Raw genomic sequence first — 21,435 nt, forward strand, 5'->3', positions numbered from 1 at the left:
TTCTGGCAAGGCATGACCTTGCCGTCGGGGTAGTTCTGCCATCGGCAGCTGGTTATACTTTGCAGCTGAATTTCAGGGCTTGGCCAAGCCCCACAACACAAAGGCAGGTTAATGACGGCAGACACCATCACTGCAGCCGATAGTCGAATCAACGCCCGCTGGCTGATTCCCGTAGAACCCTTCGGCGTTGTACTGGAGCACCAGGCGGTGATCCTGCGGGGCAGCCGCATTGCAGATGTGCTGTCGCAATCAGAAGCAGACCTGAAATACCGCACCCGCGAGACCGTCAACCTTGACCGGCATGTGGTCCTGCCCGGGCTGATCAACCTGCACGGTCACACCGCCATGTCGCTGTTCCGGGGCCTGGCCGATGATCTGCCCCTGATGACCTGGCTGAACGACCACATCTGGCCCGCCGAAGGCAAGTTCGTCAGCGAGCCGTTTGTGCTGGACGGCACGCGGCTGGCGATGGCGGAAATGCTCCGTACCGGTACCACCACCTTCTCCGACATGTACTTCTTCCCGGAAGTCACGGCCCAGGCGGCCCACGACGCCGGTATGCGTGCCCAGGTGTGTTTTCCACTGATGGATATGCCCACGGTTTGGGGCTCCGGGCCGGAAGAATACCTGCGTAAAGGAGCGGCCTTGATCGAGCAATGGCAGGGCGACGACTACATCATGCCGGCGATTGGGCCCCATGCCCCCTATACGGTTTCTGACCAGCCGTTGAAAAACGCCGTCGCCCTGGCTGAGAGAACCGGCGCGGCGATCCAGCTCCACCTTCATGAAACCGCCTTTGAAGTCGATGAAGCCCTGAAAGCGACCGCGACACGGCCTGTCACCCGGATGGCGGAGCTGGGGGTTCTTGGCAGCAATACCCAGTGCGTGCACATGACCCAGATTGACGATTCGGACCTGGAACAGCTGGTGCGCTCGGGCGCCCACATCGTGCATTGCCCGGAATCCAACCTGAAGCTGGCCAGCGGCCTGTGCCCGGTCCAGAAACTCATGGACCACGGTATCAATGTCACCATCGGCACGGATGGCGCCGCCAGCAACAACGACCTGGACCTGTTCGGTGAGCTGAAAACCGCAGCCATGGTCGCCAAGGTGGTGGCCGGGGATGCCTCGGCGTTGTCGGCCCACCGGGCGCTGGAAATGGCCACCCTGAACGGTGCACGGGCGCTTGGACGGGATCAGGAATTGGGTTCCCTGGTGCCCGGCAAGCTGGCAGACCTGATTGCCGTGGACCTGAGCGACCCCTTCCTGCAGCCGGTCTACGACCCGGCATCCCACCTGGTTTACAGTAACCATGGCCGGGCAGTAAGCCACAGCTGGATTCACGGCGTACCTCAATTACAGGACGGTCGCCTGACCCGTATCGACGTGCCTGACCTGATGCTTCGGGTCAGTGAATGGCGGCAACAGATTCTCAGTTAACCTTTTCACCCAGGTGTAGCACCATGAGCAACCAGAACGTAGACCAGAACGAGATTGCCAAGTTTGAGGCTCTGGCCAGCCGTTGGTGGGACCCCACCAGCGAATTCAAGCCATTGCACGACATCAACCCTCTGCGCCTGAATTACATTGACGAGCGGGTAGCCCTGGCCGGCAAAAAGGTGCTGGACGTCGGTTGCGGCGGTGGCCTGTTGTCGGAAGGCATGGCCCTGCGCGGCGCCCATGTAACCGGTATCGATATGGGCGAAGCACCCTTGTCAGTCGCCAAACTTCACGGTTTGGAATCGGGCGTGAACGTTGATTACCGGCAAACCACCGTCGAAGAGCTGGCGCGTGACCCGGAACATGCCGGCCAGTACGACGCCGTCACCTGCCTGGAAATGCTGGAGCATGTGCCGGACCCTGCTTCGGTTATCCGTGCCTGCGCCGCCATGTTGCGCCCGGGTGGCCACATGTTTGTCTCCACGATTAACCGGAACCCGAAGTCTTTCCTGTTTGCCATCGTGGGCGCGGAATATGTGCTCAACATGCTGCCCAAGGGCACCCATGAGTGGAAAAAGTTTATCCGGCCTTCGGAGATGTCCGACCACCTGCGCCATGCTGGCCTGGAAGTCCAGGAACTCACCGGCATGACCTACAACCCGCTAACCAAGGTGTACAAACTGGGCCGGGATGTCGACGTCAACTACCTGATGCACGCGCGGGATATTCGTGAAGACTGACGCTCTCCCTTCAGCCGTACTGTTCGATCTGGACGGCACGCTGATTGATACCGCCCCGGATTTCATCCGCTGTCTGAATATGCTGCGGCAACAGCACAAGCTGGAGGCCTTACCGGCGGAGCATATCCGGCGTTCGGTATCTAACGGCGCCCGGGCGATGATCCGGGTCGGCTTTGGCCTGGAGCCGGAACACCCGGATTACCTGGAAAAGCACACGGCGTTTCTGGACCTGTATGAAGCAGGTGTCGCCATCGAAACCACCCTGTTCGAAGGCATGGACGAGTTGCTGCTTGATCTGGAAAGCCGGTCTATTCCCTGGGGCATTGTCACCAACAAGCCCGCCCGGTTTGCCATTCCCCTGATCGAAGCCCTCGGGCTTGCAGAACGATGCGCCACGCTGATTTGCCCGGACCATGTGACCGAGCGTAAACCACACCCCGAACCGCTGTTCCTGGCATGCCGTGAGATTGGCGCAGAGCCGAAACAGGCTATCTACGTGGGTGACCACGAACGGGACATTGAAGCAGGCCGGAACGCAGGTATGCGCACCATCGCCGTTCGCTACGGCTACATCGAGCAACCGGAATCGGTTGACCTGTGGCAAGCCGATATCATTGTCGATACCGTCAGCGACCTGGCAAAGCTGTTACAATAGCCGCCGATTCATTTTCATCACCGGCCCCAAGCTGGCCAGTAACCGCCTGAACACGGAGACAGGTTATGCAAGATTACCAGGCACCCGCCGATCTTCTGAAAGACCGCATTGTCATGGTAACCGGAGCCGGTAGCGGCATCGGCCGCGCCGCTGCCAAAGCTTATGCTGCCCATGGCGCCACCGTCATTCTGGTTGGCCGCACCGTAGGCAAGCTGGAAGAGGTGTACGATGAAATTGAAGCCGCCGGCCACCCGCAACCGGCCATCGTGCCGATGAACTTCGAGGGTGCGGCGGTCAAGGAATACGAAGAGCTGGCGATGACCCTGGAAGAGAACTTCGGCCGGCTTGATGGATTGCTGCATAACGCCGGCATTCTGGGCTCCCGCAGCCCGGTAGAGCTTTATGATCCAGAAATCTGGAACAAGGTGATGCAGGTAAATGCCACTGCCCCGTTTTTACTCAGCCGGGCGATGATTCCCCTGCTGCGTAAATCCGATGATGCTTCCATGATTTTTACCTCGTCTGGCGTTGGTCGCCAGGCCCGGGCCTACTGGGGTGCCTATGCGGTATCGAAATTTGCCGTCGAAGGCCTGAGCCAGCTGCTGGCGGATGAACTGGATGACAACCGCCACAATATCCGGGTAAACAGTCTGAACCCCGGTGCCACCCGTACCAATATGAGAGTGCTGGCTTATCCGGCAGAAAACCCGAACCAGAACCCGGCGCCGGAAGAACTGATGCCGGTGTACCTGTACCTGATGGGCAAAGACAGCCAGGGTATCAACGGCCAGCAAATCGACGCGCAGCCGAAGAAATAATGGAACTCCTGTTTTACACCACTTCCCAGTGTCATTTGTGCGAGCTGGCAGAAGCGCTTTTGGTCAGCACACCCATGCCGGAGCCGATCCCTGTGGACGTGGTAGACATAGCCCAGTCTGAAGAACTGGTTGAGCGGTACGGCACACGCATTCCGGTGCTGCGCCGCAACGACACCGGCGCGGAGCTGGACTGGCCGTTCACCAGGGACCAGTTACTCACGTTTCTGCAATGAGGATCCGCTGACATGCTGATGATCATCTCCCCCGCCAAGACCCTCGACTACGACAGTCCGTTGGCGACGGAAACCTACACTCAACCGGATTTTCTGGACGATGCCTGCGAGCTGATCGACCAGCTCAAGGAACTGGAGCCGCATCAGGTCAGTAACCTGATGAGCATCAGCGACAAACTCGGCCAACTCAACGCCGACCGGTTCCGCACCTGGCACACCCCCTTTACACCGGACAATGCCCGCCAGGCGATCCTGGCCTTCAAGGGCGATGTCTATACCGGGCTGGACGCCGAAAGTTTCTCTGAACAGGATTTCGCCTTCGCCCAGAAGCATCTGCGCATGCTTTCCGGCCTGTACGGCCTGCTTAAGCCCCTGGATCTGATGCAGCCATACCGCCTGGAGATGGGCACCAGGTTCGAGAACCAGCGAGGCAAAGACCTTTACGCTTTCTGGGGCAGCAAGATTACCGAAGCCCTGAACGAATTACTGGCGCAAGATGACCAGGTGCTGGTAAACCTTGCCTCCAACGAGTACTTCAAGAGTGTGCAAAAGAAGCAGCTCAACGGCCGCCTGATTACGCCCCAGTTCAAGGACTGGAAAAATGGCCAGTACAAGATGATCAGTTTCTACGCCAAGAAGGCCCGGGGCCTGATGTGCCGTTACGCCATTCAGAACCAGATTACCCAGGCCGACGACCTCAAGGGCTTTAACCTTGAAGGCTATTATTTCAGCGAAGACCAATCCGATAAAAACAATTGGGTTTTCCTGCGGGATGAACACTAACCGTACCTGTTGATATCGGAGTAACCATGAACGAAGCAGTCTTCTCCCAGATCGCCATGCTGGTGTTTCTGACGGGCCTTATTGTCTGGATGGGTTTCATCGTTTGGGACCTGGCCAAAAAATCCCAGGCCGGGAAGTTCGGCACCATTGCCCTGTTTACCGTGCTGGGCGCCGGCGTAGTGGGCTTTATCGTGAAAACCGTGCTGGTAGAGATCATGCAGATCTGATCTGCCCGGATAGCCGTCACTTTACGGCCACCACCGTGTGGCCGTATCATCCTCTGCCCTTTTGCAACGCTCCGAACAAACAGCAAGGATTCAGCCCCAATGTGGTTTCGTAACGCCCGGATTTTCCGTTTCACCAAGCCCTTTGATATCACCGCCGAAGCCCTGGAAGAAAAGCTGCAGGCTGATGCTTTCAAGCCCTGCGGCCCCCAGGAAACCACCCGCCAGGGTTGGGTGCCTCCCCTTGGAAAACACGGTGAGCAATTGGTGCACAGCGCCAACGGTTACCACCTGATCGCTCTGCGCAAGGAAGAGAAGATTCTGCCGGGCCCTGTGGTCAAGGAAGCCGTAGAAGAGCGGGCCGAGGCCATCGAGCTGGATCAGGGCCGCAAAGTGCGCAAAAAGGAAAAAGAAGAAATCAAAGAGCAGGTCATGCTGGAAATGCTGCCCCAGGCGTTTTCCCGTAACCGCCGCTGCTTTGCCTACCTGGCACCGCAGGACGGTGTACTGGTGGTCGATGCTGGCTCTGCCAAGCAGGCGGAAGATCTGGCATCCACCCTTCGAAAAAGCCTGGGTTCGCTGCCCGTTCGCCCACCGGCAGTAGAGCAGGCACCTGCCTTCACCTTCACCGGCTGGCTGACGGAAACCATCGATCACCCTGCCAATATCGTGCTGGGCAGCGAATGCGAACTCAAGGATCCATCAGAAGACGGCGGCGTGGTGCGTTGCAAGGGCCTTGACCTGAAAGCCGATGAAATTCGCAACCACCTGGAAACCGGCATGCAGGTCACCAAACTCGCGCTGACCTGGGATGACAACGTCTCTTTCGTTCTGGACGAAGAATTGGGCATTCGCCGGCTGAAATTCGGTGAAACCCTGCAGGACCAGTTGGATGATGTGGATGTGGACGACGCCCTGGCCAAGTTCGACGCCGCCTTTACGCTGATGACCCTGGAACTCTCCCGAATGATTCCCGGGCTGCTGGAAGCGCTCGGCGGTGAAGACCGCTCCGCCATCGTCGAGGAATAAGGCCAAAGGGGGTACTTACAGGTGCCCCCCTTTCCCCAGCCGCTCTTTTTGCCAGTCTTTCACCGGCTCATTCAGCACCAGTCGTAGATCCATCACTTCTTCTTCCGGGTTGTACTTGATTTCAAAACCCAGATGCTCTGCCAACTTCAGCATTGGGCGGTTATCCGCCAGCACGTTGCCGATCATTTCCATGGTGCCCCGGGCACGGCAGTAGTCGATCATCTTCTGCATCAGTGCCACGCCCAGCCCCTCACCTTTCATCCGGTCGTCCACCATCACAGCAAACTCACAGCGCAGGTTGTCTGCGTCTGTCCAGGTGCGAACAGTGCCCAGGGTTTCCTCTCCCTCACCGTCCAGCCGCGGTGCATTGGCGATAAACACCATTTCACGGTCGTAATCGATCTGCACCATCTGGGCGACGTCTTCCCGGGAGAAATGTTTTCGGTACTGGAAGAACCGGTAACGAATGGACTCTGGTGACTGATGTTCGTGGAATGAACGGTGGGCCGGCTCATCTTCCGCCAGCACCGGGCGGATAATGACTCGCCGACCGGATTTTGGCAGCACAATCCACTCTTCCAGCTCCCTCGGGTATGGCTGGATGATCGGTTTGCCCCGGCGGTCATCCAGATCAATGGCAATGTTTACCGCCACCGCCCCCTGCTCATTGAACAGCAGTGGCGCAATCTCCAGGCCCCGAATCTCCGGGATGTCGATGACAATCTGGGACAGGGTGACCAATGTCTCCGACACGGCACGAATGTCTTCCTCAGGCTTGAGGCTGTGCTCGTTCAACAGTTTGTACATGTAGGTGCGGCGCAGCAGCTCGCGGGCCAGCACCATGTTCAGCGGCGGCAAGGCAATTTGCCGGTCGGTCATGATGTTGATCTGAGCCCCCGCTGCACCGCACACCACCAGCGGGCCGAACAAGTTGTCCCGAGTGATCCCCACGCTGAATTCAATGCCACCCACATGCTGATACGAACGCTGCACGGCAAAACCGAGAAATCCGCTGCGGGGGAAGTGCTCCCTGTACTCATCCATCAGGAAGCGGCAGCTATCGATAATGGCTTGCTCACTGTTGAGCTTTTTGACCGTGCCTTTGTAACGGCGCTGGGTAGGGCTCAGGTCCAGAAACGGAAAGCAGCCCTGTTCATGCACCACCGTAATATCAATGGGCCGGCGCTCCACCGCAAACACCTCAAGCACTTCTTCGACATCGTCACAGTAAACGGTGTCGATGGTGTTGATGCCATAATCACAGATCACCCGCCGGGCTTCGCGGTTGGACAGATGCCTCCGGCCATCGCTCAGTGCCCGGGCCACGAGTTTCCGGGTATTGGCACGGTCGGCGAAATGGTCGGTGAAGGATTCCGGTGTTTCTGTCAGCAGTCTCTGCACCCGCTGGTGACGAACGTGCTGCATAAAGGCCATGACCGCCTTCTCCGGATTGAAGAACGACGGCAGGCCGGCACGATAAAATTCTTCACGGGAATCCATCACCGTGCTCTGCCCCAGCCAGCAGGTGAAAATGTTCAGCCGTGTGCCCTTGGAAGCCTGCACCACCGCATCGGCAATCTGCAGGCTGTCCTCGATCAGGGTTGGCGCATACATCACCAACACGTTGGCCACGTTCGGGTCTTTGGCGAGAATCTTGATCGCCTTGCCATAAAGTTCTGGCGTGGCGTCGTAGTTGAGGTCGATCGGGTTTTTCCGGGTCCAGTAGGCCGGCAGCAGCTCCGCCAGGGCATCAACGGACTGCTCCGACAGTTCCGCCAGTTCGCCGCCCAGGTCGGCCAACCGGTCCACCGCCAGCACACCGGGGCCAACCCCGTTGGCCATGATCGCCAACGATTCGCGCCGCAGCGGGCGCATTCGGGTCAGGGTTTCCAGGGCATCAAACATCTGGCCCAGGCCGTCCACCCGCAACACACCGGCTCTCTGCAGCATGGCATCGTAAATCGGGTCACTGCGCTTGATGCCGGCCGGTAACTCATGGGCGAACCACTCCGACTCCGGCACCCGACCGGATTTCACCGCAATGACCGGTTTGGTCCGGGAGGCTACCCGTACCGCCGACATAAAGCGGCGGGGATTGGGAATATTTTCGATGTGCAAAAGGATGGCGCGGGTCTGGGTGTCCTGGGCCAGGTAATCGATCAGGTCGTCGTGATCAATGTCCATGCCGTCGCCCAGTGTCAGGAAGTAGGAAAACCCGACACCCCGGGCAAAAGCCCAGTCAATCACCGAACTGGCAATGGTGCCGGACTGCCCCACAAACGCCACCCGTCCGGGAATGGCGCCCATGTGTGCATAGGTGGCGTTAAGATGACGTGCCGGCACCATCAGGCCGATGGTATTGGGCCCCAATACCCGAATGCCGGTTTCCCGGGCCGCGTCCCGCACCGAATACATCAACGGCTGCCCGGTTTTACTGTGGGTACGTGACATACCGCCGGTCATCACAATGGCGGTACGCACACCACATTCGCCGAGCTTTCGAATCATTTTTGGCACAGTATCCGGTGGCGTACAGATAATGGCCAGGTCCGGGCTAAAATCCAGTTTCGAGACCTTCTTGACGCAAGGAACCCCGTGCACGTTGTCGTAGTCGGTCTGGTTGACCACTACCAGGCGGCCCGGATAGCCGCCACCCAGCAGGTTCCGGAGTACCATACCACCGAGGTTCTCGGCCCGTTCGGAAGCACCAATCACAGCAATGGATTCAGGATTGAACAGGCTTTCCAGATAGCGGGTACTCAAGGTGACTCTCCCTGACCATGGGCGACGAAGATATGGATAAGAATCTCAATAAAACAGGATACTTATCAATGTATAACTTATCTTAGATGGGTATTTCCTGATGTAAATCCGGTATCACAACCATTAGACCAAAGAAATACGACAAACTTCGGTTTTCCCTGATAACATGGCCTGAAAAATAAGCATATTCGGGTTCAGGCTAGACGTATGACCACGGCATTTTTTTCCCACGATGACTGCATGAAGCACAATATGGGCCCGGAGCACCCGGAATGCCCTGAGCGAATCTCCACCATACTCGCGTATCTGGCAGACACTCACCTGGAACGGGATTTGGACTGGGTTCGACCAGAAGAAATTACCCGTGACCAGCTGTTAACGGTGCACCCCGAGACTTACCTTCAACAGCTAGATATGATGCAGCCTACCCGGGGCCGGGTGTTTACCGATCCGGACACCGCCATGATGCCGGATACCCTGCGCGCCGCCCGACTGGCCGCCGGCGGCAATATCCAGGCGGTCGATATGGTGATGAGCAGTCAGGTGACCAACGCGTTTGTCTGCGCCCGCCCACCCGGGCACCATGCCGAACGCTCCAAATCCATGGGGTTCTGCTTCTATAACAACGTGGCACTGGCGGCCATGCGCGCCCTCACCTTCCACCACCTGGAACGGGTTGCGATCGTTGATTTCGATGTGCATCAGGGCAACGGCACGGTAGACATCGTCAGCGGAGACGAACGCATCCTGATGTGCTCCAGCTTCCAGCATCCGTTCTATCCGCACTCCCATGTGCATCGCCAGGCGGACAACATTATCAATGCGCCGATCGAGGCCAACTGCTCAGCTCTGGACTACCGTAAAGCGGTGGAAGCAGCGTGGCTTAAGAAATTGCAGGATTTCCGCCCGCAGCTGGTACTGATTTCAGCCGGCTTTGACGGCCACAAACTCGACCCGATGGCAGAACTGAATCTGGAAGTGGACGACTATCGCTGGTTGACGGAAATGCTGATCAGCGTGGCCCATGACCACGCAAATGACCGGATTGTGTCAACTCTGGAGGGGGGATATCACCTGAAAGCGCTGGCCGAAAGCGTCACCGCCCACCTGGACCTGCTCAGCACGGTTTACTGAGAAGTCCCGCTCCATTCAGCCCGAGAAATCCATACCCGGGCCGTTCGCCTGCTGTAACTCCGGCCGCTCGCCCTGCCGTTGCAAGCGAATGGTGGTACGGCGATTATCCGCATGCCGGCGGGAAACCGGGAACTGGTCACCGTGCCCACGCACAATCAGAAGGTCATCATCGATACCGCGGGATCGCAGATAGTCCGCCACCACATTCGCCCGCTCTTCGGACAGCGCCCGGTTATCGATGCGGCTGCCAACACTGTCTGAATGGCCGTCCACAAATATCCGCTCAACGGTGGAATCCGCCATTACGTAGGTCACGATGTTATCCAGCAGCTGCCTGTCGGTATCAGACAGGCTGGTACTGCCGCTGACAAACGGCACTCGGGAACGACGAATCTGGTCGTAGTTCACCGGCAACAGGCTGGATACGCACTCCCGGTAGCCCGAGTACGGGCCTGAGAAATTAACGTTGGAAAGTTGAACCCGCACGGGCCGGTCATCATAACGGGCAGCTCGTGTGACGGTCGGGCGCATCCCCTGCAACAAACCCTGAGTCATCAGGGTTGCCTCACGACTGCTGACCGTGACCGCCCTGGGCTGGTCAGAGACCGTTACCGAGCCGATGGCCCGGGGCGCCACGCCAGGACGCCAGGCTGGCGCTTCCACCACTAGCTGGCCGCGACCGGGGCGCATCACCGGGATCTCGGATTCCAGATAGAAACTCAACGCTTCGCCGGCCCGATGGCGGAAAACCGCCCTGCCGTATCCCGGTACCTCGTGTACCAGAGAACACTCAAACACGGATTCCGACAGGTACCACTGGCTGTTCTCAATGCCGGCACCGTAGCTTGTCGCCAAAACAGGCGTAGCCGCCACTGCAAACAAAGCCGACACGCCTGCAGCTGCCAGCTTTTGATGAAGTATATGGCGAAGCGAATAAGTCATTGTGAGAGCGCCTCGAAAACCGGGTCTGTTTTCAACATGACTGTTTAACGGCGATCAAAATGATTACTTGAGCCACAAAGGGACTGGAATAGCAAAAACATTCCCATCCGCCTTCTGATATAATCCGCAAAATTTTTTGGCTGCTTTGCGGATACCATCATGACCAGAACACTCACCATCACCCGACCCGACGACTGGCACCTACACGTGCGCGACGGTGCTGTGCTGAACAGCGTGGTGCCGGCCACGGCCGCCTGCTTTGGCCGGGCAATCATCATGCCGAATCTGGTGCCACCGGTAACCGATGCGGCCGCCGCCATGGCTTATCGTGAGCGTATTCGGGCAGCTGCCGGCAGCACCGGCTTTGAACCGCTGATGACACTGTACCTGACGGAAAGTATGACCCCCGAAACCATTCGGGAAGCCAAGGCCGCCGGTGTTGTCGCTGCCAAACTCTACCCCGCGGGCGCCACCACCAATTCCGAGTCCGGCGTTACCGATATCCGCAATATTTACCCGGTTCTTGAAGCCATGGCTGAGTGCGGCATGCTGCTTTTGGTTCACGGCGAAGTGACGGACGCCGACATTGATATCTTCGACCGGGAAAAAGTGTTTCTTGATCGGGTCCTGAGCCCAACCATCGAGGCCTTCCCGACCCTGAAAGTGGTGCTGGAGCACATCACCACGGCGGATTCCGCCGAGTTTGTGCGCGCCCATACCGGCGGCAACCTGGCCGCCACCGTGACGCCACAGCACCTGATGTACAACCGGAATCATATGCTGGTGGGCGGTATCCGCCCCCACCTGTATTGCCTGCCGATCCTGAAACGGAACAAGCATCAGCTGGCGCTGCGCGAAGCGGTTGCCAGCGGCGATCCTCGGTTCTTCCTGGGCACCGATTCCGCACCCCACGCCCGCGACAAAAAGGAAGCCGCCTGCGGCTGCGCCGGTTGCTACTCTGCCTACGGCGCCATTGGCCTGTACGCAGACGTCTTTGAGGAACTCGGCATTCTCGACAAACTGGAAGCTTTTGCCAGTTTCAACGGCGCCGACTTTTATGGCCTGCCACGAAACACCGATGCCATTACCCTGGTACGTGAGCCCTGGACCATGCCAGAGCAACTGCCGTTGGCCGACGGTAACATCGTACCCTTGAAGGCCGGTGAAACCGTTCACTGGCGCATGGCGTAACTCATTATTCATTCATAACACGAACATCGGAGTTCGAGTGTCAGAAGAAAACAAGCCGCCACATCCTATGTCCCAACGCTTCCGTGGCTTCCTGCCGGTGGTTGTCGATGTTGAAACCGCCGGTTTCAATCCGGAGCGAGACGCCCTGCTCGAAATTGCCGCCGTCATACTGACCATGGACGACGATGGCTTGCTGCGCCGGGGGGAAACCCACGTGCAGCAGATTGACCCCTTCGAAGGCGCAAACCTGGAACAGTCTGCCCTGGACTTCACCGGCATCGACCCCTGGAACCCGGAACGTGAGGCAGTCCCTGAGCGGGAAGGCCTGAGCGAAATATTCTCCCCGATCCGCAAGGCGGTGAAAGCCCACGACTGCAAGCGTGCGGTTCTGGTCGGCCACAACGCCACCTTTGACCACAACTTTGTGTTTGCGGCTGCCTTGCGGGCCGACATCAAACGCAATCCGTTCCACCCGTTCTCCACCTTTGACACAGCAACTCTGGCTGGCCTGGCCTATGGCCATACGGTGCTGGCACAGGCCTGTAAACTGGCGGGCATCCCTTTCAGCAACAAGGAAGCCCACTCCGCAGCCTACGATGCAGAAAAAACCGCTGACCTGTTCTGCGGCATCGTGAACCGCTGGAAAGAGCTGGGCGGTTTTCCGCCGCCGCTCATTGAGCCAGAGGAAGAAGCGACAAGCTGATAACCGCCAGAATCAAAAAAACCCGCCGAAGCGGGTTTTTTCTTGCCTGGAGACAGCTTACCAGTAGATACCTCGCATAATGGCCGCGAACGCCACCTGCTCGGTCGACACCTTGGGCTTTTCACCAGACTTGCTACCAGCGGCAGACGGAGAATCCGGGAACATCCGGTAACCGGTGTTCATGATAATCTCACCCATCTTCGGCGCCAGGGCGTGCAGAACCTGGGCAAAGACACCCAGGCGAGTAGCAATACGCTTCGGCCGGTAAACGATGGCATCCGCCACCATCTGCGCAGCTTCATCCGGTGACAGCGTGGGTACCGAATCGTAAATCTTGGTCGGCGCAATCATCGGCGTTTTCACCAACGGCATGTTGATGGTGGTGAACGTCAGATTACGGTCAGACCACTCCGCCGCCGCACACCGGCTGAAGGCATCCAGCGCTGACTTCGACGCCACATAGGCCGAGAAACGTGGTGCGTTGGTCAGTACCCCAATGGACGAGATATTCACCACATGGCCACGGCGGCGCTCCAGCATGGCCGGCGCAAAGCCCATGATCAGGCGCACAGAACCGAAGTAGTTCAGCTGCATGGTGCGCTCGAAATCGTGGAAACGGTCAAACGACAAGGACAGCGAGCGTCGAATAGACCGGCCGGCATTGTTCACCAGTACGTCTACATGGCCGTGATTATCCAAAACCGTCTTTACAAAGCGATCACAGTCTTCCATGTCGGAAAAATCGCACTGGTACGCGTGGATATTACCGCCACGGGCTTCCAGATCGGCTGCCACTTCGTCCAGGGTTTCCTTGGTGCGGGCGCCAATCACCAGGATTGCACCGGCTTCCGCCAGTTTCTGGGCAGTTGCCAGGCCAATACCGGAAGTGGCACCGGTGACAACACACACCTTGCCTTCCACTGTTCCCTTCAGGGTGCGGTCCTTGAACAGATCCGGGTCCAGGTTACGCTCCCAGTAGTCCCAGATCACAGGCGCATAGCTTGGCAGGCGCGGCACGTCGATGCCGGTGCCTTTCAGCGCCCTTTCAGTTTCACGGGCATCGAAACGGGTCGGATAGTTGATGAACGACATTACCGACGGCGGAATGCCCATATCATCCAGAACGGCACTGGCGATGCGCTTAACCGGTGGCAGATTCTTGATGCTCTGGCGAATGAACGGGGGAATAAAGCCAAACATCCGGGAATCAATACGCATCCCCATTTTGGGAGCGTGGCCCGCCTCGCTGAAGATATTGAGGATTTCACCCACTTTATAGGGATCAGAGTCCACCAGATGGAAACACTTGCCGTCTTCCCCTTCGAGATGGGCAATGTGATCCATGGCGTTCACCACGAAATCGACCGGCACAATGTTCAGGCGGCCGCCTTCAATACCAATGGTCGGCACCCATTGCGGCAAGGCATGGCGAATCTTCTGGATCATCTTGAAGAAGTAGTAAGGGCCGTCAACCTTGTCCATCTCGCCGGTTTCGGAATGGCCAATCACCATGCCGGGGCGATAGATACGGAACGGTACCTTGCACTCATCCCGCACCACTTTTTCGGACTCATGCTTGGTGCGCAGATAGGGGTGGTCCAGCTTCTCGGCTTCCTCAAACATGTCTTCCCGGAAGGTGCCCTTGAACAGGCCTGCCGCCGCTATGGATGACACATGGTGGAAGTGCTTGGCCGCCATGGCCTCAGCCGCCTGAACCGCCGCCCGGGTGCCCTCGATGTTGGTGGCCGCCTGGGACTCTTCATCGGCGCCCATGTCATAGACCGCCGCCAGATGGAAAAAGTGATCGACATTTCCCTTGAGGGATTTCAGGGTCTTGGCGTCGATTCCGAGGTTCTTGCTGGTCAGATCACCAATGACCGCCTTTACCCGGGACTCATCCACACCCCACCGCTCGCGCAGTTTTTCGAGTTTGCCCTGGGACTGTTCACGTACCAGGACATACACCGTACCGCCTCGGGCGAGCAGCTTTTCAACCAGAAAGCGGCCGATAAACCCGGTACCGCCTGTCAGGAAATAATTCATAGGTACTCCATCCTGCCTGTTGCTCTGTTGTTGTCATTACACCAGCACGAGTAAGACTAAAGTCTTACCTGCATTCCATTGGCCGGCATTGTACTTAATTGCAACTTTCATGTATCGAACTTTTTTAGAGCTTTTACTCTGTAACCCTTTGTTTTTGTTAGAGCCTTTACTCTAAAAACCGGCCTTCCGCCTGGCAGAAAATGTCCCTGTTGCCGACACACTGAGTTTGAGATTAGCACAGTAAACACCTGCTGCGAGCCTTGCGACCACAATTACCGATGGGCAATGCAAGGCTCGCCCGGCAATGCGATAATCGGGAACTTACCGCGCCAGACGGCGTCACTAACTAGCCACGATCCTGAGAGTTACCAGACCAGCATGCAAAACGACAGCCCCAATACCGAACGCTACATTGCCATCGCCCGCGCCTGCCTGAAGGCCATCAACGACACCGCCGCTAACAGTGGTAGTCGGGAGGAGAAGATCCAGGCGGTCTATCAGGCGATCGACAAAGCTTTCCAGGCGGAGTTTTCCGAATATCGGCAATCCGTTGCCATCATGGCGACCGTACTTGAACGCATTGCTTCGGGCGAACTGGACGCCGACAAAGCCGCCAGCCTTGCCCGCAAAACCCTGGACCAGCAACCCGCTGGCACCCAATCCGGGATCATGCACTGAGCAAAACCCCCACTTTGACCGGACAGAAGAGGCACCATGACAGCTGACCGCCCCGTGTTCCAGAACCTGTACCGTTTCCAGTTTGTTTTGTTATTTTTACTTGGCAGTGTGCTGCTCAGCCCTCTGGCTGTTGCCGGCGCATCGCCGACCAAAAGCCCCAACGATCCTAACGAATACCGGTTTCTGGAACTGGACAACGGCCTGCGGGTGATTCTGGCCTCAGACCCCGAAGCCGACAAAGCAGCCGCCTCAATGAATGTCGCCGTTGGCAGCGGCAACGACCCCGCCGACCGCGAGGGTCTGGCACATTTCCTGGAACATATGCTGTTCCTGGGAACCGAGAAGTATCCGGACCCGGGCGAGTACCAGCAGTTCATTCGCAGCCATGGCGGCAGTCATAACGCCTTTACCGCATTTGCCGACACCAACTATTTTTTTGATGTCGAGGCAGAATTCCTTGAGCCGGCCCTTGACCGCTTCGCCCAGCAGTTCTCCCACCCGCTGTTCACACCAGAGCTGGTCGACCGGGAACGCAATGCCGTGCACTCGGAGTACACCGCCAAACTCAAGGAAGATGGCCGCCGGTTCCTGTCTGTTTTGAAGGCCGGGGGCAACCCCGATCACGCCTTCAATCAGTTTGCCGTCGGTAACCTGACAACCCTGGAAAACACTGAAGAGAACCCCCTGAGACCAGACCTGATCCAGTTCTGGCAGGACCAGTATTCCGCCAACATCATGACACTGGCAGTTTACGGCCCGCAGCCCCTCGACCAGTTAGAGCAGATGGTCCGGGAACGCTTTATCGCCATCGAAAACCGAAACCTGAAGGCCAAGACACACCCACAGCCGCTGTACGTTGAGAGCAGATTGCCCGAACGCATCACTGCTGAAAGCCTACGAGATTCCCGCAGCATGACGCTGTCGTTCCCCATCCCATCGCAGCGGGACAATTACCGGACCAAACCGGCATCCTATGTGGCCAATCTGCTTGGCCACGAGGGCCCCGGCAGCCTGTTTGACACCCTCAAACAGGCGGGCCTGGTGGAGTCGTTGTCCGCCGGGCTGGGAATGGATACCGGGGATCATGCCACGCTGGACATCCGTATGTCTCTCACGCGCGAAGGCCTCGAACGGCAGGACGAGATCATCGTGCTGGCGTTTCGGTACATCGATAAGGTCCGGCAATCCGGAGTTAACGAAGACCGCTTCGAGGAAATGAAACAGCTTGCGGTGATTGACTTCCGGTTTCGCGAGCGCAGTGAGCCGATGCGCGAAGCCATGCGCCTATCCAGCCTGTTACGGGACTATCCACCGGAAGATCTGTTGAGCGCGCCCTGGCTGATGGATCGTTACGCTCCGGAACAGTACAAAGCGCTTCTGGAACGCCTGACGCCCGATAACCTCAAAGTCTGGGTGTCTGCCCCCAACCAGAATTTCGAAGCGCCGCAGTTTACGCAGTGGTATCAGACACCCTGGCAGAGAGCGCCGCTCAGCGTCGAAAGTGAGGTAGAGTCCACGCTGGCTGAGCGCCTGGCCCTACCCGCCGCCAATCCGTTTGTTCCGGAAAACCTGGAGCTGGTGCCCGGAAACACCATGGCCCAGCCAGTGCTGCTGGACGAACTGGATGGCCTGGCTGTCTGGTACGCCAGGGACACCCAGTTCAACACGCCCAAAGCCAACGTGTTTATCAGCCTGCGCACTCCGCAGGCGAGATCCTCCGCCCGCAACGAGGTGCTAACCCAATTGCTGGTGGACGCCATCGATACCAACCTGAACGCCTGGGCCTATTCTGCGCGGCTGGCCGGGCTGGACTACAGCATTTACCCGCATCTTCGGGGTGTGACCATCCGGGTGGGTGGCTATAACGACAAGCTCTACAAGTTGGTGAACCGGATTCTGCTGGAATTTGCGGATCCGAAGTTTACTGAGCAGCGTTTCGACGTTGCCCGGCAGAGACTGATCGATGGTCTTGAGAACAAAGCCAAAGACCGGCCGGTTCAGCAAACCTCGGAATTCATTCAAACGGCCCTCATCGATGGCACCTTTCCGGTACCGGATAAACTCGCTGCCGCGCGTGAAGTCACCCTGAACGAACTGGAAGCCTTTGGCGCCCGCCTGGTTGCACAAACAGACCCGGTAATGCTGGCCCACGGCAACCTGACGGAGGCAGCGACACTGAATATGGCAGGGCAGGTTCAGGCCATGGTATTGAACAATCGGGAGCGCACCACGGTAGACCGCTCGCGCATGCGCCAGCTGCCGCAGGGTCAAACCCTGGCGACGCTGACTCTGGAACACCCGGATACCGGCTATACGCTGTACTTGCAGGGGCGCGACACCTCCTATGAGGAGCGGGCAAGGTTCCGCCTGCTGGCGCAGATTCTGAGCAGCCCCTTCTATGAGGACATCCGTACCAACCGCCAGCTGGGCTACATCGTTTACGCCACCGCTTTCGAAATACTGGAAACACCGGCCCTGGGGCTGGTTGTGCAATCTCCGGAAGCAACGGCTGAAGCCATTGACCAGGCGGTGATGGAATTCGCTGAAGGGTACGCAGACCGCCTGGCAGAGTTAACGTCCGAGCGACTGGCTCGGGAGAAACAAGCGGTGATCAGCCAGTTGCTTCAGCGAGACCGGCAGTTAGGTGAGGTGTCGGGCCGTTACTGGCGGGAAATCGACCGGGGGAACACCGCCTTCGACAGCCGGGAGCGCCTGGCGGAGGCCATTCAAAAAGTCACCCTGGATCAGCTGAAAACGACCTTCCGCAACGCCATGATAGAGCGCCAAAGGGCACTGCTGGTGGTTACGGGCGATGATGGCGAGAACAGCCGGTCCGTTCTTGACCGACTGCGCCAGCGGGATGCCGTGCCAGCCCGAGTAGAACGCTAACGTTCGCCAACCATACGCCGGAAGCGCTGCCAGTCTTCCGGCTCGTCCACATCCCAGCGGGGTTCCAGCAGGTAAACGCTGAGCCCCGCAGCATCCATCCTCTGCAGGGTTTGCTGCATAACATCTGGCGTACCCCAGGCAATACCTTCCAGCGCACCGGGCGCCAGCCTGCGAGCACCGATTAACACATAACCACCATCATCCGACGGGCCCAGCACCACATCGTAATGCTCCAGAGCCGCTACCGCGGAGCGCACATAACCGGGGTCTACTGAAGGACAATCACTGCCAATCACCACGGCCCGGTGATGAGATGCAATACCCTGGCCCAACGCCCTGGCCATTCGCTCCCCCAGATCGCCACCTTGCTGAAAAGACTGGGGCAATTTGGCTGCTTCGATATTGGCCAGCAAGGGAGCAGCTTCTTCAGGCGGCTGATCCAACGGACGATCCCACCAGAAGCTGACGTCATAGCCCGTGGCACACAGATTATCCAGTACCTCCAGACTCAGGGTGATATGAGCCTGTAGCGCGCCCTCAATACCGAGGGCCGGAATTAACCGGGTTTTGACCCGGCCCGCCTGCGGCCACTTGGCAAACTGCATGAGAATCGCCGGTGAATGATCAGTGTCTTGCATGGCGCACGTTCCTCCGCCAAAGGGCCGCCAGGGATTCGGGGCTGTCACCCCGCCAATAACGCCAACGCAGGCGCCACATCAGCACAATTGTGGGCCACACACCGCCCTGCTCCCAGCGCCGGCTGTCGGTAATCACCGGCGACGAAATACAGTAAGGGCGTGCCACCAGTTTCAGGCGTTTGGACAACTCCACGTCTTCCATCAACGGCATGGCGCGATAGCCACCCAACGCTTCGAACACGTCCCGACGCACGAAAATACCCTGATCCCCCGTGCACACGCCGGTGAGCCGGGAGCGCCAGTTCATAAACCAGGCAATCACCGAAAACATGGTGTGCCGGCCGCTCAGACGAACATCAAATCGCCCCCAGGGGCGACCAAGGCACTGGCTTTCACTTAATTGCTCGAGGGCATCGGGGGGCAGGCGCGTATCCGCATGCAGGAATAGAATCAGGTCGCCACGGGCAACGGCAGCGCCCGCGTTCATTTGCGCTGCCCGCCCAGGTTCCGATACCAGCAACCGGTCACACAACGGGCGCGACAGGTCAGCCGTGTTATCCGGGCTGCCGCCGTCTACCACAATCACTTCGTGACCGGCCTGGCGGATGGGCTGTAGCCTCTGCAAAGATTCTTCAATACCGGCCGCCTCCCGCCACACGGGCACGACCACGCTTAAAGACAAAGCAATCCGGGTATTGGCATCCATAAAAGCGACAGACCAAGAGAACAAGGCCCAACCATAACCGGACACCCCTTGAGCCACAAGCCCTTGCCGGCTATCATACCGCCTCTTCTGAAATGCCCCCGTAGCTCATCTGGATAGAGCGTCCCCCTCCTAAGGGGAAGGTAGCAGGTTCGAGTCCTGCCGGGGGTACCAAACAACCTTATTCAAGTGTTGTTATTACCCTCGACCACTGAACACTCTTGCACCCTGAGAGAGAAGGTCAACCGCCTCTAGCAGGGTACCCGGAAAACGCCCCTGATTGACTTGACCCATCGGTACCCGGCAATCCCCAGCAAACCCGCAAGCAACAGCAATAGACTGGAAGGCTCGGGGACCTTGGCCGGCGCAATCTTCTTAAGGCGACCAGTCAGCCAGTAGTAGTCCCCAGAGTCCCGATTACCGACGTGCGCACCCTCAAACGGTGCGGTTAGGTGCAGGTTGTCGAAAATATCCTTGCCGGCCTCGAGGTAAAACAGGTCGAGAAAAAGGAAAAACTCAAAGTTATCCACCACAAAGGGCTCGAATCCGTTCTCGTAAAGGGCGTCGGTATCGGATATCGGTTGGTCATACATCAATGGCACAAGCCCAGTCCAACTGAACGTTATCGGGTCACTGGTAAACTGAACAGAAACCAGGCCACGCAGCACCGAATCAACCTCGATTATCGCGGTGGCATTATGACTCTCGTACGGGTTCATAATGGGGTGGTCGTAGCTGTAGGTGATTAGCGCGGCGTTTGCGGCCGGCGCCAAACAGGCAAGCACAATAGTCAGTAGATTCTTCACGCGTTCAGTCCCTCGATTTACCTATGATCCATCAGGGTAATTTAAAGCAATTATCGAACCATGGCACGTATCACTGGGTTTTCAAACGGCCAGCAAAACGACGCACCTCTCACATGTAAAATATTCTGACACCGAATATTTGGAGCGCTCACGCTTAGCTGCGCCCAGTTTGGGGTTACAATGCCGCCTACCCTGTCACCACCGGAATCCATCGAATGGCCCGCTTTAACGAAATTGGCACCGCAACCATCCCCGGCAACGGCACCCGCTTGCGCCTGCTGCAGCGCAATGACGAGTTTTCCATCAAGATCGCCGGGGCGCCTGGAGAACTGATGAACAGCCGGTTGCATGGTTCTGAAGATGCCCTGGCCACGCTGGCCTGTGAACGCCTGAGCCATCTGCCAGAGCCGCGTATTCTGATTGGCGGGCTGGGGATGGGTTTTACCCTGGCGGCGGCATTGGCATCAACCGGTGAAAAAGCGCGGGTGACGGTGGCGGAGCTGGTCCCGGAGGTTGAAACATGGAACCGTGGCCCCCTGGGCTCGGCGGCCGGCTATCCGCTGAACGATGCCCGAGCCCAGGTGCACATAGGCGACGTAGCAGAACTTCTGAGACAGGGTGATGGCAACTGGGATGCCATTTTGCTGGATGTTGATAACGGCCCGGAAGGCCTTACCCGCAAGGAAAACAACTGGATTTACTCACCCGAAGGCATTGCTGCTGCCCAGAAATCCCTGAGTAGGGACGGCATTCTGGCCTACTGGTCCGCCGGCCCGGAACACGCCTTCACCGAACGCCTGCGCCGGGCAGGCTTCTCGGTAGAGCCAGTCGTTGTGCGCGCCCTGCGCCCCGGCAAAGGCGCACGCCACACCATCTGGCTGGCCTGGTAACCATTGCGACAGGTTCCGATCCTGTCACTGTTACATTGCGATAAAGTCATTCGAAATACAGGTTCATATGAACTAGGCTGGACTATAAAGCCGTTATGTTTCGACGAAGATCTTATCTTTGCAGAAGCACTCA

The 21,435-nt window shown here is 58.0% G+C and carries 20 protein-coding genes and 1 tRNA gene; 15 read left to right on the forward strand and 6 right to left on the reverse strand.

Features of this window, described 5'->3' with window-relative positions; genetic code table 11:
- Positions 1 to 111 precede the first annotated feature (111 nt).
- From QUE75_RS12370 to rdgC, 8 genes are all read left to right on the forward strand, one after another.
- Complete coding sequence (locus QUE75_RS12370; RefSeq protein ID WP_286250491.1) at positions 112 to 1,440, forward strand: TRZ/ATZ family hydrolase; 1,329 nt, start codon at positions 112 to 114, stop codon at positions 1,438 to 1,440.
- A 23-nt stretch (positions 1,441 to 1,463) separates the two neighbouring features.
- Positions 1,464 to 2,180 (forward strand): bifunctional 2-polyprenyl-6-hydroxyphenol methylase/3-demethylubiquinol 3-O-methyltransferase UbiG, encoded by a 717-nt coding sequence (ubiG, locus tag QUE75_RS12375; protein WP_061333132.1) that lies wholly within the window; start codon positions 1,464 to 1,466, stop codon positions 2,178 to 2,180.
- Positions 2,170 to 2,835 (forward strand): HAD family hydrolase, encoded by a 666-nt coding sequence (locus QUE75_RS12380; RefSeq protein ID WP_061333131.1) that lies wholly within the window; start codon positions 2,170 to 2,172, stop codon positions 2,833 to 2,835. The genes ubiG and QUE75_RS12380 overlap by 11 nt, the downstream gene beginning before the upstream one ends.
- A gap of 65 nt (positions 2,836 to 2,900) precedes the next feature.
- Positions 2,901 to 3,653: a YciK family oxidoreductase gene (locus QUE75_RS12385; protein ID WP_061333130.1), complete on the forward strand. Its 753-nt coding sequence runs from the start codon at positions 2,901 to 2,903 to the stop codon at positions 3,651 to 3,653.
- Positions 3,653 to 3,886, forward strand: coding sequence for a glutaredoxin family protein (locus tag QUE75_RS12390; RefSeq protein WP_058090219.1), 234 nt, complete (start codon positions 3,653 to 3,655; stop codon positions 3,884 to 3,886). Before QUE75_RS12385 ends, QUE75_RS12390 begins: the two co-directional genes overlap by 1 nt.
- Before the next feature lie 12 nt (positions 3,887 to 3,898).
- On the forward strand, positions 3,899 to 4,669 hold the full coding sequence (yaaA, locus tag QUE75_RS12395; RefSeq protein WP_061333129.1) for a peroxide stress protein YaaA: 771 nt from the start codon (positions 3,899 to 3,901) through the stop codon (positions 4,667 to 4,669).
- A 26-nt stretch (positions 4,670 to 4,695) separates the two neighbouring features.
- Positions 4,696 to 4,896, forward strand: a complete 201-nt coding sequence (locus QUE75_RS12400) for a DUF2788 domain-containing protein (protein WP_058090221.1) — start codon at positions 4,696 to 4,698, stop codon at positions 4,894 to 4,896.
- Between the two features lie 99 nt (positions 4,897 to 4,995).
- Positions 4,996 to 5,922 (forward strand): recombination-associated protein RdgC, encoded by a 927-nt coding sequence (gene rdgC / locus QUE75_RS12405; RefSeq protein WP_072676985.1) that lies wholly within the window; start codon positions 4,996 to 4,998, stop codon positions 5,920 to 5,922.
- A 15-nt stretch (positions 5,923 to 5,937) separates the two neighbouring features.
- Here rdgC and QUE75_RS12410 read toward each other — a convergent pair whose 3' ends face one another.
- Positions 5,938 to 8,685, reverse strand: a complete 2,748-nt coding sequence (locus QUE75_RS12410) for a bifunctional acetate--CoA ligase family protein/GNAT family N-acetyltransferase (RefSeq protein ID WP_286250503.1) — start codon at positions 8,683 to 8,685, stop codon at positions 5,938 to 5,940.
- A gap of 207 nt (positions 8,686 to 8,892) precedes the next feature.
- Here QUE75_RS12410 and QUE75_RS12415 point away from each other — a divergent pair, with 207 nt between their 5' ends.
- Positions 8,893 to 9,819, forward strand: a complete 927-nt coding sequence (locus QUE75_RS12415) for a histone deacetylase family protein (protein ID WP_072676983.1) — start codon at positions 8,893 to 8,895, stop codon at positions 9,817 to 9,819.
- A gap of 15 nt (positions 9,820 to 9,834) precedes the next feature.
- Here QUE75_RS12415 and QUE75_RS12420 read toward each other — a convergent pair whose 3' ends face one another.
- The gene (locus QUE75_RS12420; RefSeq protein WP_083557535.1) at positions 9,835 to 10,761 is read right to left on the reverse strand and encodes a flagellar protein MotY; all 927 of its coding nucleotides are present in this window, start codon (positions 10,759 to 10,761) and stop codon (positions 9,835 to 9,837) included.
- 159 nt (positions 10,762 to 10,920) lie between these two features.
- Between QUE75_RS12420 and pyrC the strand changes: the two genes are divergently transcribed.
- Both pyrC and rnt read left to right on the forward strand, forming a co-directional pair.
- On the forward strand, positions 10,921 to 11,952 hold the full coding sequence (gene pyrC / locus QUE75_RS12425; RefSeq protein WP_072676982.1) for a dihydroorotase: 1,032 nt from the start codon (positions 10,921 to 10,923) through the stop codon (positions 11,950 to 11,952).
- Between the two features lie 37 nt (positions 11,953 to 11,989).
- Complete coding sequence (rnt, locus tag QUE75_RS12430) at positions 11,990 to 12,655, forward strand: ribonuclease T (protein WP_072676981.1); 666 nt, start codon at positions 11,990 to 11,992, stop codon at positions 12,653 to 12,655.
- 57 nt (positions 12,656 to 12,712) lie between these two features.
- Here rnt and QUE75_RS12435 read toward each other — a convergent pair whose 3' ends face one another.
- Positions 12,713 to 14,698: an SDR family oxidoreductase gene (locus QUE75_RS12435; protein WP_061333123.1), complete on the reverse strand. Its 1,986-nt coding sequence runs from the start codon at positions 14,696 to 14,698 to the stop codon at positions 12,713 to 12,715.
- A 378-nt stretch (positions 14,699 to 15,076) separates the two neighbouring features.
- Between QUE75_RS12435 and QUE75_RS12440 the strand changes: the two genes are divergently transcribed.
- Together QUE75_RS12440 and QUE75_RS12445 are read left to right on the forward strand one after the other, a co-directional pair.
- A complete protein-coding gene (locus tag QUE75_RS12440) occupies positions 15,077 to 15,376 on the forward strand; it encodes a hypothetical protein (RefSeq protein WP_061333122.1) in 300 nt (99 codons plus the stop codon).
- A gap of 36 nt (positions 15,377 to 15,412) precedes the next feature.
- Positions 15,413 to 18,265 carry an insulinase family protein gene (locus QUE75_RS12445; RefSeq protein WP_286250515.1) on the forward strand — a complete coding sequence of 951 codons (2,853 nt, stop codon included), beginning with the start codon at positions 15,413 to 15,415 and terminating at the stop codon, positions 18,263 to 18,265.
- On the opposite strand, the gene QUE75_RS12450 is transcribed toward QUE75_RS12445, so the two are convergent.
- Positions 18,262 to 18,903: a TIGR04282 family arsenosugar biosynthesis glycosyltransferase gene (locus QUE75_RS12450; protein WP_286250517.1), complete on the reverse strand. Its 642-nt coding sequence runs from the start codon at positions 18,901 to 18,903 to the stop codon at positions 18,262 to 18,264. The genes QUE75_RS12445 and QUE75_RS12450 overlap by 4 nt on opposite strands.
- Positions 18,890 to 19,609, reverse strand: a complete 720-nt coding sequence (locus tag QUE75_RS12455) for a TIGR04283 family arsenosugar biosynthesis glycosyltransferase (protein WP_286250519.1) — start codon at positions 19,607 to 19,609, stop codon at positions 18,890 to 18,892. The genes QUE75_RS12450 and QUE75_RS12455 overlap by 14 nt, the downstream gene beginning before the upstream one ends.
- Before the next feature lie 94 nt (positions 19,610 to 19,703).
- Here QUE75_RS12455 and QUE75_RS12460 point away from each other — a divergent pair.
- Positions 19,704 to 19,780, forward strand: a tRNA-Arg gene (locus QUE75_RS12460).
- 77 nt (positions 19,781 to 19,857) lie between these two features.
- On the opposite strand, the gene QUE75_RS12465 is transcribed toward QUE75_RS12460, so the two are convergent.
- Positions 19,858 to 20,412 carry a PEP-CTERM sorting domain-containing protein gene (locus tag QUE75_RS12465; RefSeq protein WP_286250521.1) on the reverse strand — a complete coding sequence of 185 codons (555 nt, stop codon included), beginning with the start codon at positions 20,410 to 20,412 and terminating at the stop codon, positions 19,858 to 19,860.
- Positions 20,413 to 20,627: 215 nt separating this feature from the next.
- On the opposite strand from QUE75_RS12465, the gene QUE75_RS12470 reads away from it, so the two are divergent.
- On the forward strand, positions 20,628 to 21,302 hold the full coding sequence (locus QUE75_RS12470; protein ID WP_058090233.1) for a spermidine synthase: 675 nt from the start codon (positions 20,628 to 20,630) through the stop codon (positions 21,300 to 21,302).
- Positions 21,303 to 21,435: the final 133 nt, after the last annotated feature.

It is taken from the genome of Marinobacter shengliensis, from assembly GCF_030297115.1.
Classification (GTDB): domain Bacteria; phylum Pseudomonadota; class Gammaproteobacteria; order Pseudomonadales; family Oleiphilaceae; genus Marinobacter; species Marinobacter shengliensis.